This window comes from Acidobacteriota bacterium (assembly GCA_018001935.1).
Taxonomy (GTDB): Bacteria; Acidobacteriota; JAAYUB01; order JAAYUB01; family JAAYUB01; genus JAGNHB01.
Genome location: JAGNHB010000003.1, coordinates 80,848 through 97,341, shown reverse-complemented (window position 1 = coordinate 97,341; position 16,494 = coordinate 80,848). Strand labels below are relative to the sequence as shown.

Genomic DNA, 16,494 nt, shown 5'->3' with positions numbered 1-16,494 from the left:
CCTCAGCCGCCCGGGCGGGCGATCAGCCGCCGGGCTTCGTCCAGGAAGGGGCCGTACCGCCTCTTCAGCAGGACGTTCTCTTTCATGGCTTTCTCCAGCCAGGCCATGGCTTGCCCAAGGGCGTTCCTCCGGATGGCAGGATCCCGTTCCGTGTGGTAACGGAGCAGGCTGAGCGCCCCCTGGACCGCAACCGCTTCGGCGGATCCGGGGCTGAAGGCGACGGCCTTGCCGGCCAGGGCCAACCCTTTACGGATGTCCTCTGCGGCCAGGCCCCGCCCTTCCCCCTGGGGAAACCGAAGCGGTTCGCCCGCCGTTCCGCCGGAGGCCCCGATCTTCCACAGCGCCCGCAGGAGGCAGATTTCCGCGGTCACCTGAAACGCCCGGGTGTGAGTCAGGCCCAGTCGGAAACCCGGGGCGTTGAAGTCGGGGAGCCGGATGGGGACCTCGTCCGGCGGTTGGTCGCGGAGAATCTTCCAGCGGGATTCGATCAGGACGATCTGATCGACCAGGAAGAACTGCGGCAGTTCATCGATCTCGAACGGGCCCTCCGGATTCACGATCGCCCGGACTTTCCCCAGCGGGACGGATGGGTCTTTCCGCTGTTCGACGCAGTATTCGGCCTGCGTGCAGTATGTCTCCGCGAGGAACATCCGGTTGGTCACGAAGTCCGGCCGGATTGCCACAGCCTTCCGGAGCCAGGCTTCCGCCTTGGCCAGGGAGGGCCCCGGGTCGATCCCGCGAGCCAGGTCGTGTTTTCCCTTCATGAGGTGCAGGTAACCGAGGTCGAGCAGGGCGATCGAATTCTGGGGATTGAGGGCGACCGCCTTGCGGAAGCAGTCGAAGGCGTTCTCCAGGGACGACCCGGACGACAGCCCGAGCCGTGTCTCGTAATCCCAGGCGAACCCGTAAGAATTTCCCATGTTGATCAGGACGTCGCACTGAAGAAGGGTGTTACCGGGGTCCACCTCCAGGGCCCGCCGCCCGCGGGCGACACACAATGCGACGGATCTCCGCGGGTCGCGGCCGGTCCGGTTCTCGTAGTACGCGATCGCCTCGTACGTCAGGGTCAGGACATTGAGGGCCATGGGGTCGTCCGGCTCGAAACGGAGGGCCTTCTCACCGTCCTGGACGGCCTCCCGGTTCAGAGTCAGGGTCTGCCCGATGTCCTTGTCCCCGTTGAGCTCTGCCCGCCGGGACTTGGTGTAGGCGAGCACGAGGTATGCCACGGCGCTCTCGGGGTTCACCGCCAGGGTTTCCCGGCACGCCGCCTCGGCGGACTCCAGCACCCCGAGATAGTCCCGGTACTTCTCCGGGCTGCGGTAGACGCTGGCTTCCACCTCGCTCATGCGAACCTTGCAGATCCCCTCGTACCCTCTGGCGTCGCTCCGCGCGAGGTCGACAGCCTGCCGGAAGGCGGCGATGGCCTGGGACCGGGACCGGGACGCCTCCGCCTCCGCGTTCCGGCTGATCAGTTCCAGGGCCCGGACCAGGTGGACGTCCCCTTCCAGGAGGCGGGCCTCGTTCAGCCAGGGCGTCTGCATGAAGGCTTCCCGGGCTTTGCGGATGGCCTCGTCGAACCGCTTTTCGTGGAAGGCGATGAGGGCTGAAACGTAGGCGGGCGACTCCAGCGGGGCCCCCACCCCCGCCTTCAGGTATCGAAGGGCGGGTTCGCGGTACTCGTGGTCGGCCCGGTGCAGGAATTCCCCGCGGAGACGGGGATCATCGATCCGTTGGGCCTCCTGCAGTTTCCGCCGGTAGAATTCCCCCAGGACGAACCCGAGGGCGCAGGCCGCCTCCGGTTCCTGGAAACCCGCGCTCCACGCTTTCTCCAGATACCGCCGGGCCGGAACGAAGTCCTGGAGCACCAGGCTGCCGCGACCGAGGGCGTAGTTCCCCGGACCGTCCGCCGCGCTCCCCATGGTGATCATCAGGCGTTCGATGTCGGCCATCCGGGAGCGGACCAGCGCCTTTTCCCGCTGGATGTCGTGGGGGGGAAGCATGCGGGCGTACCGCATGAGGGCTTCGATCTCCTTCACCTTCTGGCCGAAGACCCCGGCGGCTTTCGCCCGCGTTGCCGCCGTCCATGCGGTGTGGGCAAGAAGTCCCCCGAGCACCAGGAAACCCAGCACGGCGGTGCAGACCACCGCGGTCATGGCCTTGTGCTTCCGGGCTTTCTTGAGGACGCGCCGGACCATCCCGGCCGGCCGGGCCTGGATGGGGTCGCCGTCGAGATAGTGGCGGAGGTCGTCCGCCAGCGCCCGCGCCGAGTCATACCGTCGGGTGGGGTCGCTCTCCATGCATTTCATGGTGATGGTCCCCAGGTCGGAGGGCACCCGGGGGTTCACCCGCTTCAACGGGAACGGTTCCGAGGCCATCACCTTCAGGAGGACATCCACCATGGTTCGCCCGTCGTAGGCCGGCTGGCCGGACAGGACTTCGTACATGGTGGCCCCGAGGCTGTACACGTCGGACCGCCGGTCGAGATGGTGGATCTCGCCCCGGGCCTGTTCCGGGGACATGTACTGGGGCGTCCCGAGAATGGCCCCCGTCACGGTCAAACCGGTTTTTTCCTGTTCCCGTGCCAACCCGAAGTCCATCACGAAAGGTTGCCAGTCCCCCAAGTCGGTCTTCTCCACCATGATGTTGGACGGTTTGATGTCCCGGTGGATCAGACCCAGCCGGTGGGCGGCGTGGATCGCCTCCGCCACCTCCATGAGGACCTTCACTTTCTGTTCGAGGGTCATCTCGCCCGCGGCCCGGCTCAACGTCTTCCCGTCGATGAACTGCATGACGATGAACGGCTGGGCGTCGCCCGACCCCGCGTTCCCCATCCCGCCCACCTCGTAGACCCTACAGACGTTCGGGTGGTCGATCCGGGCCTGGGACTGGGCTTCCTGGAGAAACCGGGTGAACAACTCCGGCTCTTCGCGGTGGAGGACTTTCAGGGCCACCAGTCGGTTAAGCGTGGTGTCCCACGCCTTGAAAACGCGTCCCGACCCCCCCGAACCGAGCAGGGCGATGATTTTGAACCGCCCCCATTGCCCGCCCGGTTGGAGATGCTCCGCGAAATGGCCGTCGGGGATTGTCCGGGGGCCGGAGGGAATGCCACCTCGTTCCGGGGCCCCGTCCGGGGCGGCCATCCCGCCAGCGGCGCCCGGGTTAGCCGGCAGCGGGGCCGCGGGGGCCGTCTCGTCCGGCGGTCTCCCGTACCGAGGCTCGGTATCCGGGGCTGCACGGGGCGACTCACGCTCCAGAGCGTCCCGCAACGCCCGGCAAGTCTCCGGGACGTTCCCCGCCATGGCCGGGACGCGGGCTTCCTCCACAAGGGTGGTCCGGGCCCACTCGAAAACAGCGGGACCGTTCACGGGCTGGTCATGGGTACGGGTCGCCGCGTGGTAGGCTTGCAACAGCCAGGGCGTTCGGGGAAATAGGTGGAAATGGAGCCGGCGGTCCAGTTCGGCGAACGCGAGGCAATAGACGCGGTCCGCCCCGACCGTTCTTTCGATGGCGCGGACCGCCCTCGCGAGGAGATCGCCCAGGGCCCGGGCGCTCTCCGGAGAGAGTTCCGAGGGGGAGATTGCCGGCTCCTTCAACCGGAGGATGAGGTACCCCGGGATACGGCACCCGGAGGCGTGCTCGAGGCTGAACCGGCGATCTTCGAAGATCCGGAGAACTGGTTGTTCGGTCATATCGCCCCCGATGCCTGTTTACAATCGTCTTCGACCCGTTCCGTCACCCCCTCGCCATCCCCGACCGCCGCCCGGGTCTCCTTCGCCAGGCGGGGCTGGGCGGCGATCGGGGGCGTGTCGGCCGGAGGGCCGAGGAGCGGCTCGATCGCCGCCACGGCAGTCCGGAAGCGAGTGTCCCAGTCTCCCGCCAGGTGGACGAAGGGACGCCCGCGGGACACCAGCGCCCTCCGGCAGCGCTCGAGGAACTCCTCCCGGCGGTGGGCCAGGTCGCGCTGGCCGTCGTCCACCCAGGGAACGTCGGCGCCGCACAGGAGGTAGAGGTCGTACGCCCGGTCGTCGGCCAGGCGTCGCACCCCCTCGGGGCAGCCGCCGAAGTAGATCTCGCTCCAGATAGTGGTGAGAAGGGGGTCGGTGTCGCAGACCAGGAGGCGGTTGGACCGGCGGGCCAGGGCGTCCTCGCTGGCGGACTGTCCGGCGGCGATGAGGGGGATGTCCTCGGGGGCGCACTTCCCACCCTTGGGGTCGAGGTGCGCCCGGGCCCACTCGGGGACCCACGCGGTGTCGAAGTGCGCGGCGAGCCGGGCCGCCAGGGTGGACTTCCCCGTGGACTCCGGCCCGAAGCAGACCACCCGGCGGCAGTACCACGGTCGGACGACGTCGGGAAGGTGTTTCCATTTTGCATAGGGGTCTTCCCGCACCGCCGTCCCTGACACCGGCTCCGCCTCGCGGCGTTGGTCGCAGACCCGGTGGCGGGCCCCCAGTCTTGCCGCCAGCTCTTCTCCGTAGTCCTCGCTGGTGAAGACCACGTCCACGGGCTCGGGGACTGCGCGGCGGATCGTTTCCAGCCAGAGCGGCCAGAAGTCGGGGCTGTCTTCGGGGGCCGCCGGGAGGTCGTCGGGCACGTGCACCACGTCGCAGCCGGGCAGCATCTCCCTCACCCAGGCGAAGCGGCACGCCCCCGGGATCGGCTCGGAGGGCAGGGTGCAGACCAGGACACTCAATCGTTCGCACAACCGCCGCCCGAACTCCGCCAGGTAGCGGTGCCCCTCGGTGGGCGGCAGGAACTTGCCCAGGACCATCCCCCGCCGGGGCAACCGCCCGCCATCCCCCGCAGCTCGAAAAACGCTCATCTGAAACGCCTCGTCACCCATCTCGACAGCCCTATCCAAGAGGTCCACCCTTCAGCCCGGAGTGCCGGCCCATTATAGCCCAGGTTCTGTTATTCGGCGATCGCGGTTATAATGACCCCGGAAGGGAGCCGGTCCCGTTGCCGGAACCCTCGGCATCGAAGGAGGAGTGATGACCATTCATACCTGCTTGCAACGATTTGTCCTGACGGGTTTACTTTTCGGGATTTGCTGCTTGTGCCAAGTATCCGCGGCCGATACGACGCGATCCCTGAAGGCGGATATCGTCCAGGCGTCCCTGTTCAAGAACGGCAAAGCGTTTCTTGTTCTCGAAACGGCGATCCCCGGGCCGGGGGAATACGAGGTCACGGATTTGCCGAAGCCGTTCCACGGCACGTTCTGGTTGATCCCAGAACCCTCCTCGCTCGCACTTAAAGACGTGGTTTGGGAGAACGATACGGTCGATGTCCGTCGACCGGCCCGCAACCTTCATGACCTTCTCCTGGCCAATGCCGGGGCCGAAATCGAAATCCAACTCAAAGGCGGGGAGTGGCTGAAAGGTATCGTCATTCCTTTCGAAGAGCGATCGGTCGTGGATCTCAAACCGACCCCGACGAAGCCGGCGGCAGAAGGCGAAGGTCGGGACGATGGCGATCGCAAGGCCACGGGATCAGGATTGGTCAGAGTGCGGACGGGAGCGGGGGAGCGGGTAATCCTGGCGGAAAACGTGACCGGGTTCCGCCGTACCGAAGGCCCGGTCGGGTCGATGACCACCGGCGAGGAACTCTCACGAAATCTCCGCTTCACGGCCGGGAGCGGCGGGAAGATCCGGATTCTCGCTCTGTCGGAGGGGCTCACGTGGGCCCCCAGTTACCTGGTGGAGTCCACTGCATCGGATGAGGCCATTCTTCATTGCAAAGCAGCGGTTGTCAATACGTTGCGGGATATCAACGGGGCGAGGATTCAGTTTGTCACCGGTTTTCCCAATCTCCGGATGGACGGGATCGAGGATCCGCTAGCTCCGGACTGTGACCTCCTTTCGTTCCTGAGCAAGGCTTCCGATCTCACCGGTGTCGTGCCGCCCAGGAGAACAGAGGGTCTGGAGAACAATTACGTGATTTTTGATGAAGAAGCGTCCGAGATAGTCGAAACCCAGAAGGAGGGATCGCGGCAGGACCTATTCGTCTTTAACGGCGAACTGTCGCGACTGGAAAAGGGGCAGCGGGCCTACGTGCCCCTATTCGAAGTCCGCGTCCCTTGTCGAGATGTCTATTTCTGGGATGTCTCCCCGACGAACAAGCTCTTGACCAACCTGGAGCCGGACAGCGTCTGGCACACCCTGAAACTCACCAATACGGGGAAATGGCCCTGGACCACCGCGCCAGCGGTGACCCTTCAGGGGGATACATTGTTGGGACAGGATATCCTGGCCTTCACCCCGCCGGGGGCCTCCAACTATCTCCGGGTCACGAAGGCCCTGGACATCATGGTGAGGGAAGAGGAACGGGAGATGGAGGGGCGTCTCCTGTCCACCGCCACCGACAAAGACGGCGATACCACCAACTGGTCGGTCGTCACAGAAGTCTCGGAAATGCGGGTTTTCAACCGGAAGGACAAGCCTGTGACCCTCGTCGTCCGGAAAGCTTTGAAAGGAGAGGTACTGGAGACAGTGCCCAAGGTCGATGCCCAGACCACGAGCGCGGGGTTTTCCGACTACACTTTCCAGGAGTTGATCCAGCAGAGCGAGAAGAAGATCGTCATGAGCGCCCACGCGGTTTTCAACGACGGGTTGAACCCCAGGAACACCCTTCGCTGGGAGGTGAGGCTCGAGCCGGGAGAAAAAAAGACCCTCAAGGTGCGCTACCGGATGTTGGTCGCCCGATGAGCCTGAAAGAGAGTTTTTCCATGAGAATATCTGTTTTCCTTGTTTTGCTGGCGGGCCTGACAGGGTCGATTCCAGCCGCGGGCCCGGATGTGAAGCTTCCGCAAGGGGCCCGGGAGGTGGAGCGGGTGACGCTGGAGAAGGCTGGGTACCCCGACCGGCTGCTGGTGCTCTGGATGGTTCGGCCGGAAGAGAACCCCACGGGCTACGATCCGGAGGACCCCTACACTTGCCCCGACCATACCCGGGGGAGCTTCTACAGCGGCCCCACACGGGTTTCACTGGTCGATGCGAAGACCGGGGCCCTCCTGAACACCCTGGAGGTCCGCGACCCCCACGACTCCTCCAGCGACAGCCTCGACGTCCCCTACGCCATCCGGAAGGGGTTCTACTACCACGTCCCCGGCGACCCGAAGGCGTCTGAGGAAGCCAAGCCGGTCCTTCTGGATCTGAAGGACGTCAACGGCGACGGCAAGGCCGCCGAGTTCGTCCTCTTCGACGCGCTGAACTGCATGGTGCTCCGGACGACGCTCATCGGCTACAGCCCCGCGAAGGACAAGGTCGTCAACTACCCCGTGCGGCTGAAGACCACCTTCGACGGAAAACCGGACACCCTCGTCACCCGCTGGCCTGACCACCTGTTCCACGAGAAGCCCGAACGGCCCGGGCACTGGGTGTACGCGGTGGACTACCGGGGACGGGGCGGCTCCCTGGACCGCTACGAGGTCCGCTATGTCCCGGAGAAGGAGGAGTTCGAGGGGACACTGGTGCAGATGCCGTGAGAAGGCTATAGGCTATAGGCTGTAGGCTGTAGGTCCGGAGGGATTCCCGCCGGGGTTCCCGCGGCGTCGCTCCGCTTGCCCCGGGCTGGAATGCCCCCGCGCTTACCGCCTGCTTCGTTCGTGTGGTCGGTGTGGTTCGTGGTTCAAGAAAAGGCTTTTAGCGGTTCAGGCTGAAGGGGTTCAGGGCCTGACCCGTTGAATCGTGGCTATCGTCGACCTCATACCTCGGCCTGGATTCCCGTCCGTGTATTCCGTGTATTTCGTGGTTTATTCCCCGTTCGATCCGTGTCCATCCGTGTTCATCCGTGGTTCTGACCGGCGGATGGCAGTTCGACCCGGTAGTGCGTCTCCAGGGTGGCGGCGCGGGCAAGTTCATCCCGGTTGAGGGGTTCCGGGACGAGGTCGACCGCGAAGACTTCCGCGAAGGCCTGCCGAAAGGCGGTTTCCAGGCGCCCGATCTCCGGGGAGGCAACACACGGGGAGAGCGCCCGGAACTCCGGCGCCCAGTCGCCGATGCAGGCCATGACGCCCTGCATGACGCCGGCGTCCGCCCGCATGGCGCCCGCCTGGAGCGCCCAGTCGTAGGCGTACGGGATGGACCCGTGCTGGAGGAAGGCCGTCTTCGTGCGTTTCTGGGCGCTGCCGAGGATTTTCTTCCCCGCCACGGTGATCTCGTAGTGGGAGGTGGAGGTGAAGCACGGGACCGGGCTCTTCACGAAGTTGTCCGGCCGGAGGGCGGCGCGGGGGTCCTTCTCCTCCACCTCGGCGGGGACGCCCAGGAGGGCGAGCCCGCGCTGGAGGGCCCGGGAGAGGGAGAGGTAGGTGCCCAGGATCCCCGGCTGGAAGCACTCGCGGTAGCTCGAGACGACGGCGTAGGTCAGTTCGAGGTGGTGCAGGACCGCCCCGCCCCCCGTGGGGCGCCGGCAGACGTCGATGCCCCGCTCCCGGCAGAAGGCGATGTCCGCCGTCCGCTCCGCCACCTGCTTGTTCCCCAGGCTGAGGGTGGGGACGGCCCACCGGTAGAGCCGGAGCACGGTGAAAGGCTCCCCGGGCTCCCCGGCGCGTTCCAGCAGGAAGGCGTCCCGCGCCATGTTCACGGCGCCGGGGAGGGCGCCGTCCACGATCAGCCGCCAGGTCGGTTTCACGAGACCTCCTCGAAAAGAAAAGAGCTTGCCGGGGCAAGCTCTTGGGTATTTGGCAGAGCTACGGGGATTCGAACCCCGATTACCGCCGTGAGAGGGCGGCGTCCTAACCCTTAGACGATAGCTCCTCCGGTCCGGTCGAACCGAAAGCGGGATTATATTCGGATCGAACGGCGAGTCAACAGATTTTTTTCGCTTCGACGCCTATTTTGCGAGGGGCGGGACCGGTTCCCAGAGCACGTTCACGATGCGCCACCGGCGGGGGTCACTCCCCGGGGTCCATCACGTTTTCGACGCTGAAGGCCCCGGAGGCACGGCTGCCCGCCGCCGTACCGCTGTAGCCGGGCAGGCCGGCGGCCTCGGGGGTGCGGGCCAGCGCAACGGCCTGGTCCACCGCCCGGTCGAAGCCGTCGGGGCCGGGGCCGATCCGGACCCGGGAGCGGAAAAAGTCCGCCCACCGGAACTCCGAGAAGGGGACCTCGGCCTTTTCGTACCCCCCGCGTTTGCGCACCGCGTAGGCCAGGTCCCGGTAGGGGTCGTCGCCCAGGCCCGAAAGCCCGCTGGGGAGGGCGGTCTCGGGGATGGGATTCCCCTGGGCGTCCTTGAGGTAGAGCAGGTTTTCGGCCTTGAGGCGGGCGAGGAAGTCCGCGGGCGGGAGGCTGGAGAAATCTGCACGGACCCGGGCCGGAAGGTCGGTGGAGCGACCCGAGCGAAGGACAGCCAGGGCCAGGTGGTGACGGTCCACGACCCACGGCTCTCCCCCCGGCCCGATGACGATCTCCACGGGGTTCTTCGCGAGGTACTTCACGAGGCCCTTCGGTTTTTTCGCCTTGATCTCCGCCTCCCGGAGCGCGACCTCCCGCATGCCCACGGCGGGCTGGGTGGGGTGGAGCCGGTCGAGGGACACCCGGCAGACGCTCCCGGGGGCAAGGCCGGACCGGCATTCGGGCAGGTCCCCGAAGAGGGAGCGCGCGCAGCCGGCGGTCACCAGCAGGAGGGCAGCGAGCAGGAGCACCGCCCCGAGCCGCGACGCCTGACGGCGGGACCCGCCGATTGTGGCGGCCGAAACCGAACCGATGGGTTGCTTCATTTCACCTCCTCCACCGGGTCGGGTACCCGGAACGATCGTGACACCGGCGCCGGGGGGAGCCCGTTCACCCCCCGGCCCGCAGGCCCTGGCCCGGGGCCGGTCCCGCGGATGCCGCCCCCGGCCGGTGCACCGGGACAGTCACGAGAAGATGGCCTTGAGCACCGAGAAGTCGTCCTCGAGGACCGGTGCCCCGTGCAGCTCCTGGGCGTGGCGGTAGAGCACGTCGATCTCCGAGACGGCGGTGACGGGCGGCGTCTCCAGCCAGGCACGGAGGCCCGCCAGGTCCCACATGCTCCCGTCGGGGCGGGTGATCTCGTAAACCCCGTCGGAGAAGATGTAGAGGACCGAGCCTTCGGGGATGGTGGTGGAGACTTCCTCGTAGGGCAGACCGGGGATCCCGCCGATGATCATGTTGATGACCGACAGTTCGCGAATCTCCCCGCCGGGCGATCGCAGAAGGGCGGGGGGGTGCCCCGCGGCCCCGAAAACGAGTTCCCGGGTGTTCCGATCGAACACGCCGTACCAGATGGTGAAGTAGAGGCCGTTCTGCTTGTCCATCTGGAAGGCGTCGTTCAAGCCCGCCAGGACCTGCTTTGGCCGGCGGAAGTCCACGTCGGGGAGAGTCTGCGTGCGCAACGTGTTGAAGGCGGACACCGACAGCAGGGCCGAGCCCACGCCGTGCCCGCAGACGTCCAGGAGATAGAGGGCGAGGTGGTTCTCGTCCACCCAGTGATAGCCGAAGCAGTCGCCCCCCAGCTCGGCGGACGGCATGAAGCGCCACTCGGTCCGAACGGGGCCCTCGGTGAAGGGCGGCGGCAGCAGCGACACCACGTAGTCGGCGGCCCGGGCCAGCTCGGCCGCCAGGGCCTGACGGCTGGCCAGGAGGGCCTCGTAGGCCTCGTTGCGCTGGAGGAGGTTGATGTAACCCCGGGAGTGGTACCGGATGCGGGCGATGAGTTCGATGCGGTCCGGGAGTTTGACCAGGTAGTCGTTGGCCCCCAGGGCGAAGGCTTCGGCCTTGGTCACCGCCTCCTCCTTGGACGAGAGGACGATGAGCGGGACGTCGCGCAGCTTCGGGTGGGCCCGGAAGAAGCGCACCAGGGTCAGCCCGTCGATGTCGGGCATGACCAGGTCCTGGAGGATCACCGTGGGCGAGATCTCCGCGGCCATGGGGATGGCCCGGGTGGGCTCCTGGCAGAAGTGGAAGACGATGTCCTTCTCCTGTGCCAGCATCCGGCGGACGGCATCCCCCACGATGGCCTGGTCGTCGATGAGCAAAACGGTGATCTCGTGGGAGGACAACCCCCCGGCCCCGGAAACCGCGATGGCGTCGTTCATGCCGCGTACCTCCCGTCGGTCTGCCTCCCATTTCAGCACAGCGGGGAAAGATGGGCAACCACATTTTCAGTCTGCCAGCTGACTGATGAATTCTGGATTCGGTCTCCTGCGTTCGTGTATTCCGTGTATTTCGTGGTTCCTTTCCCGGTTCGTCCCGGTGGGTTCATCCTAGTTGACAGCGTGGGCCTAAACTGCGACAATCATCCGGTACGAGGGATTCAATCGGGTTGGCCATGAGCTACATCCTGGAAATTTTGGAGCAAATCCACCGCTTTTCGGTCCTGTCCGGGAAAGCGATCGGGAACATTTTCCGTTCCCCGCGTTACATCCGGGAGACGACCGAACAGGTCGATGTCATCGGGATCGGGTCCATTGTCATCATCGTTTTCACCGGCTTCTTCACCGGCGCCGTCCTGGCGCTCCAGGCCGCCCAGTCCCTCCGCTCCTTCGGCGCGGTGGGCCTGACGGGGCAGCTGGTCTCCATCAGCCTCGTCCGGGAGCTGGGGCCGGTGCTCACCGCCCTGATGCTGGCGGGCCGTATTGGCGCCGGGATCGCCTCCGAGCTGGGGTCCATGGTGGTCACCGACCAGATCAACGCCATGCGCGCCCTGGGGACGGACCCCGTGAAGAAGCTCGTCACCCCGCGCATGGTGGCCTGCACGGTGGCCTGCCCGCTCCTCACCGCGGTCTGTGATTTCTTCGGGTTGATCGGGGGTTGGCTCGTGTCCCTCTACGAACTGAAGCTGCGAACCTCCCAGTACTGGTCCGTGGCCTTCAACTCCCTGCGGTTCGACGACCTTCTCGGGGGCTTCACGAAACCGCTGGTTTTCGGCTTCATCGTGGCCATGGTGGGTTGCTACCACGGGCTGCGGACCACCGGCGGCACCCAGGGCGTGGGGCGTTCCACCACCCGGGCCGTGGTGGCCGCCTCGATCCTCGTCATCGCCTCCGACTTCTTCCTCAACAAGCTCATCATCGAACTGACCAAGTGACGCCATGATCGTACTGCGCGACGTGTGCAAATCATACGGGGATGATCGGGTCCTGGACCACGTCTCATTGCGCGTCGGGGCGGGACGCTCCCACGTCATCCTCGGGGGGAGCGGGTCGGGCAAGTCCACCCTGCTGCGGGTCATGGCGGGCCTCGAGCCCATGGATTCGGGCGAGATGTTCATCCGGACCAAGAACGTCAGCCAGGTGACGGCCAAGGCGTGGAAGAAACTCCGCCGGCAGGTCGGCATCGTGTTCCAGGAGGGGGCCCTCTTCGATTCGCTGTCGGTGCGCGACAACGTGGGTTACAGCCTCATCGACGAGGGGGGGTGGCCCCGGGAGGAGATCGACCAGGCGGCCCGGCGGGTGCTCGGTTTCGTGGGGCTCCAGCACACCCTGGACCAGATGCCGTCGGAGCTGTCGGGCGGGATGCGTCGCCGGGTGGCCATCGCCCGCGCCATCGTGGCCGAGCCGAGGATCATGCTCTACGACGAGCCCACCGCGGGCCTCGACCCCGTCACCTCCCGGACCATCTGCGACCTCATCGTGAAACTCCGCGACGTCAGCGGGGTGACCTCGGTCATCGTGACCCACGACCTGAGCGCGGCGTTCTTCTTCGCCGGGTACGGGATGGACGTGGCCGAGGACGGGAACACCACGCTCATCCCCGAAGGCGACACGTTCCGCTACGTCCACACGGAGTTCAGCGTCCTCAACGAGGGCCGGATCATCTTCACCGGGACCCGGGACGCCCTGCTCGAGACGCCGATCCCCTACATCCGCTCCTTCCTCGCCTGAGCGGCCGGCACGGTAACGCTGCGCATCCCCGCCGCTTCACTGAAAACGGATGAGCTCGCAAAAGTCCGGATTGTGATCTCACTGAGACACGGAGGCACGGAGAAGAATCATAAGGATTGTTGATTCTGATAAATACGATTTGCATTACTCCGTGCCTCCGTGCCTCGGTGAGAGAAAAGGACTTTTTCCGACCGCATCAACTTTCGGCTGCCTTCGACGTATACAATCGTTTATCCCGCACGGCGGAACGGACGATTCTGCCACCACCACACCGGAGGTCATGATGAAAAGTCGTCGAACGGGTTCGTTCCTGATGCTGTGGGTCACGCTTCTGACGGGGTCCGCTCTCGCCTTCTCCGATGCCCGGCTGCTGCGGATGCCGGACATCCACGGCGACCGCGTGGTCTTCGTCTACGCGGGCGACCTCTGGACGGTGAGCGCGGCGGGCGGCACGGCGGTTCGCCTGACAGCCCACCCCGGGATGGAGGCCCTGCCGGCCTTCTCTCCCGACGGCCGCTGGATCGCTTTCACCGCCCAGTACGCCGGGAACTGGGACGTCTTCGTCATTCCCAGCGGGGGCGGTTCTCCCCGCCGGCTGACCTGGCACCCCCTGCCGGACTTTGTGACGGGCTGGACGCCGGACAGTCAATCCGTGCTCTTCTCCTCGCCTCGCGACAGCGTCAACCCCCGTTACGACCGGCTCTACCGGGTCCCGGTCGAGGGCGGCCCCGCCCAGGCCTACCCGCTGCCCATGGCCTTCAAGGCCGCCCTCTCCCCGGACGGGAAGACCCTGGCCTACACGTCCATGCCCAACTCCGTCTTTTCGGTGTGGCGCCGCTACCGCGGCGGGATGGCCCCGTTCATCTGGATCTGGGACGTCGCCGGCGGGTCCGCGCGGAAGGTCCCCCGCCAGGATTCCAACGACACCGACCCCCGGTGGTTCGAGGGAAACGTGATGTTTCTGTCGGACCGTGACCGGGTGATGAACCTGCACCTCTACGAGTCCCGGACGGGCGAGGTGAAACCGCTCACCCGCTTCACGGGGGCGGACGTCAAGTCCTACGGGACCGACGGGAAACGGGTCGTGTTCGAGCGCGAGGGGTACCTCCACCTCCTCGACCCCGCCACGGGGGCGGTCTCGAAGCTGACCGTCAGCCTCGAACCCGAAGCCATCCAGGCCATGCCCCGCTACGTCAAGGCGGCGAAGCAGATCCAGAACCTCAGTCTCTCCCCCGCCGGCAAGCGCGTGGCCTTCGAGGCCAGGGGGGAGATCCTGACCGTGCCCGTCGAGAAGGGGGACATCCGCAACCTGACGCGGACGCCGGGCGCCATGGAGCGGGAGCCCGCCTGGTCGCCCGACGGCACCTGGGTCGCTTACTTCGGAGAGGAAGGCGGGGAATACGCCCTGAAGATCGTCGACCAAAAGGGCGAAAAGCCGCCGCGGGTCATCCCCCTCACCGACCCCGGGTGGTGCTTCGGGATCCGGTGGTCCCCGGACTCGAAGCGGGTTGCATACAAGGACAGCCGGCTCAACCTGTTCTGGCTGGACCTGGAGAAGGGGCTCCCCGTGAAGATCGACTCGACCACTTACTTCAACTTCTACCGGGACCTCAACGCCGCCTGGTCGCCCGACGGGAAGTGGATCGCCTACGACCGGATGCTGGACAACCACTTCCGGGCGGTCATGCTCTACAGCGTCGAGAAGGCGTCCGGCACCCAGGTGACCGACGGCATGAGCGACGCCTGGTCCCCCGCCTTCGACCGGAGCGGGAAGTACCTGTACTTCCTGGCCGGGACCAACCGGGGACAGGTCACCTCCTGGCTCGACCTGACCTCGCTCCAACACAAGCCCACGGCGACCCTCTACGCCGCGGTGCTCTCGGCGGACGACCCGTCGCCCTTCGGGCCCCAGAGCGACGACGAGAAGGAGCCGGCCGCGCCTGCGAAGGCGGAGACGCCCAAGCCCGCCGCCGAGGGCGGCCGGACGGAGACGGGGGGAAGCCGGGTGGACCTCGAGGGCCTCCGGCAACGCATCGTGGCTTTCCCGGTGGCGGCCGGCTTCTTCTACGAACTGCGCACCGGCAACGACGGGAAAGTCTTCTTTCTGGAGGGGAAAGGCGGCGAGCAGGACCTCGAGGACGCCCCCCAGGGCGAGGGGTACAACCTGCACCGCTTCGACCTCGGCGAGCGGAAGGACGAGACGATCCTCTCCGGGATCAGTCGGTACGAGTTGTCCGCCAACGGGATGAAGCTCGTCTACGGCAAGGGGCAGCAGTACTTCGTCACGGACGCCGAGGGGACCCCCAAGCCCGGCGAGGGAAAGCTCAGAACGGAGGAGATGACCGTCTGGTCCGAGCCCGCGGCCGAGTGGCGCCAGATGGCCCGGGAAGCCTGGCGGATCTGCCGCGAGTGGTTCTACGACCCCGGGATGCACGGGCAGGACTGGCCGGCGGTCTGGGACCGATACGAGGCTTACCTTCCCTACCTCGCCTCCCGGTCGGACCTCAACTACGTTCTCGCCCAGATGCTCGGTGAACTCTGCGTGGGCCACGCCTTCGTCTTCGGCGGGGACGTCCCCGAGTCCGAGGGGGCGGCCGGGGGCCTCCTGGGCGCGGATTACGAGACGGTGAACGGCTTCACCCGCATCCGGAAAATCTACGCCGGCGAGAACTGGAACCCCGGCCTGCGGTCCCCGCTCACCGAGCCCGGCATCCGGGTGAAGGAAGGGGAATACGTCCTCGAGGTGGACGGCCAGGCCCTGAAGGGCAACGACGACATCTCGCGGCTCCTCCTCGGCAAGGCCGACCGCCAGGTCCGGCTCCGGGTGAACGGCGCCCCCACCCTCGAGGGTTCCCGGGTCGTGACCGTTGTCCCGCTGGCCTCGGAGGCCAATCTGCGATATCGGGACTGGCTGGAGAACAACCGGAAAACGGTGGAACGCCTGTCGAACGGCCGGGTGGGTTACATCTACCTGCCCGACACCTCCACCGGCGGCTTCACCCATTTCAACCGGTATTTCTTCCCGCAGGTCGACAAGGAAGGCCTCGTGGTGGACGAACGGTTCAACGGCGGCGGCTCCATCGCCGACTACTTCGTGGAGTGGCTCGACCGCCCCCTCACCTCCTGGTGGATGCACCGCATGGGCAAGCCCATCACCAGCCCCCTGGCGTCGGTCTACGGCCCCAAGGCCCTGATCGTCAACGAGTACGCCGGCTCGGGCGGCGACATGTTTCCCTACCTTTTCCGGCAGCGCAAGATCGGGCCTCTCGTCGGCAAACGCACCTGGGGCGGCCTGGTGGGGATCACCGGTTACCCGGTCCTGATGGACGGCGGCGGCGTCACCGCCCCGAGCATCGCCTTCGTCACGAAGGAGGGGACGTTCGCGGTGGAGAACGAGGGGGTGGCCCCCGACATCGAGGTGGAGTACACGCCGGCCGACTTCGCCGCCGGCCGTGACCCCCAGCTCGAGAAGGCCGTTGAAAGCGTCCTGAAAGCCCTGGAAGCGCACAAGGCCCCGACCTTCGCCCCCGGGCCCTTCCCCCGGGGCCGGTAGAACCGGTCCCCGGAACGGCGGCCGGTCTGAAATGGTTGAAACCATCCAGCCGCCGTGCGTGTTATACTAGCCCGTCGCCGTTGGGCGGCCGAAAAACGACTCA

General features: G+C 66.4%; 10 protein-coding genes and 1 tRNA gene. 5 read left to right on the top strand and 6 right to left on the bottom strand.

Annotated elements, in window-relative coordinates; translation table 11 throughout:
• Positions 1-2 precede the first annotated feature (2 nt).
• Together KA419_02330 and KA419_02325 are read right to left on the bottom strand one after the other, a co-directional pair.
• The gene (locus tag KA419_02330) at positions 3-3,689 is read right to left on the bottom strand and encodes a protein kinase (protein ID MBP7864760.1); all 3,687 of its coding nucleotides are present in this window, start codon (positions 3,687-3,689) and stop codon (positions 3-5) included.
• Complete coding sequence (locus tag KA419_02325; GenBank protein MBP7864759.1) at positions 3,686-4,768, bottom strand: AAA family ATPase; 1,083 nt, start codon at positions 4,766-4,768, stop codon at positions 3,686-3,688. Before KA419_02325 ends, KA419_02330 begins: the two co-directional genes overlap by 4 nt.
• A 220-nt stretch (positions 4,769-4,988) precedes the next feature.
• Here KA419_02325 and KA419_02320 point away from each other — a divergent pair, with 220 nt between their 5' ends.
• Positions 4,989-6,701 carry a hypothetical protein gene (locus KA419_02320; GenBank protein ID MBP7864758.1) on the top strand — a complete coding sequence of 571 codons (1,713 nt, stop codon included), beginning with the start codon at positions 4,989-4,991 and terminating at the stop codon, positions 6,699-6,701.
• A gap of 89 nt (positions 6,702-6,790) precedes the next feature.
• A complete protein-coding gene (locus tag KA419_02315; GenBank protein MBP7864757.1) occupies positions 6,791-7,480 on the top strand; it encodes a hypothetical protein in 690 nt (229 codons plus the stop codon).
• Between the two features lie 299 nt (positions 7,481-7,779).
• On the opposite strand, the gene KA419_02310 is transcribed toward KA419_02315, so the two are convergent.
• From KA419_02310 to KA419_02295, 4 genes are all read right to left on the bottom strand, one after another.
• A complete protein-coding gene (locus KA419_02310) occupies positions 7,780-8,625 on the bottom strand; it encodes a lipoate--protein ligase family protein (GenBank protein MBP7864756.1) in 846 nt (281 codons plus the stop codon).
• Positions 8,626-8,675: 50 nt separating this feature from the next.
• A tRNA-Glu gene (locus KA419_02305) sits at positions 8,676-8,750 on the bottom strand.
• A 137-nt stretch (positions 8,751-8,887) separates the two neighbouring features.
• Entirely contained in the window at positions 8,888-9,712 is an 825-nt protein-coding gene (locus KA419_02300) for a chromosome partitioning protein ParB (protein ID MBP7864755.1), read from the bottom strand.
• A 138-nt stretch (positions 9,713-9,850) separates the two neighbouring features.
• Positions 9,851-11,050: a SpoIIE family protein phosphatase gene (locus KA419_02295; protein MBP7864754.1), complete on the bottom strand. Its 1,200-nt coding sequence runs from the start codon at positions 11,048-11,050 to the stop codon at positions 9,851-9,853.
• A gap of 233 nt (positions 11,051-11,283) precedes the next feature.
• On the opposite strand from KA419_02295, the gene KA419_02290 reads away from it, so the two are divergent.
• The 3 genes from KA419_02290 (at position 11,284) to KA419_02280 (ending at position 16,391) form a co-directional block, all read left to right on the top strand.
• Complete coding sequence (locus KA419_02290; protein ID MBP7864753.1) at positions 11,284-12,042, top strand: ABC transporter permease; 759 nt, start codon at positions 11,284-11,286, stop codon at positions 12,040-12,042.
• Positions 12,043-12,046: 4 nt separating this feature from the next.
• A complete protein-coding gene (locus tag KA419_02285) occupies positions 12,047-12,838 on the top strand; it encodes an ATP-binding cassette domain-containing protein (GenBank protein ID MBP7864752.1) in 792 nt (263 codons plus the stop codon).
• Positions 12,839-13,121: 283 nt separating this feature from the next.
• Positions 13,122-16,391 carry a PD40 domain-containing protein gene (locus KA419_02280; GenBank protein ID MBP7864751.1) on the top strand — a complete coding sequence of 1,090 codons (3,270 nt, stop codon included), beginning with the start codon at positions 13,122-13,124 and terminating at the stop codon, positions 16,389-16,391.
• Positions 16,392-16,494: the final 103 nt, after the last annotated feature.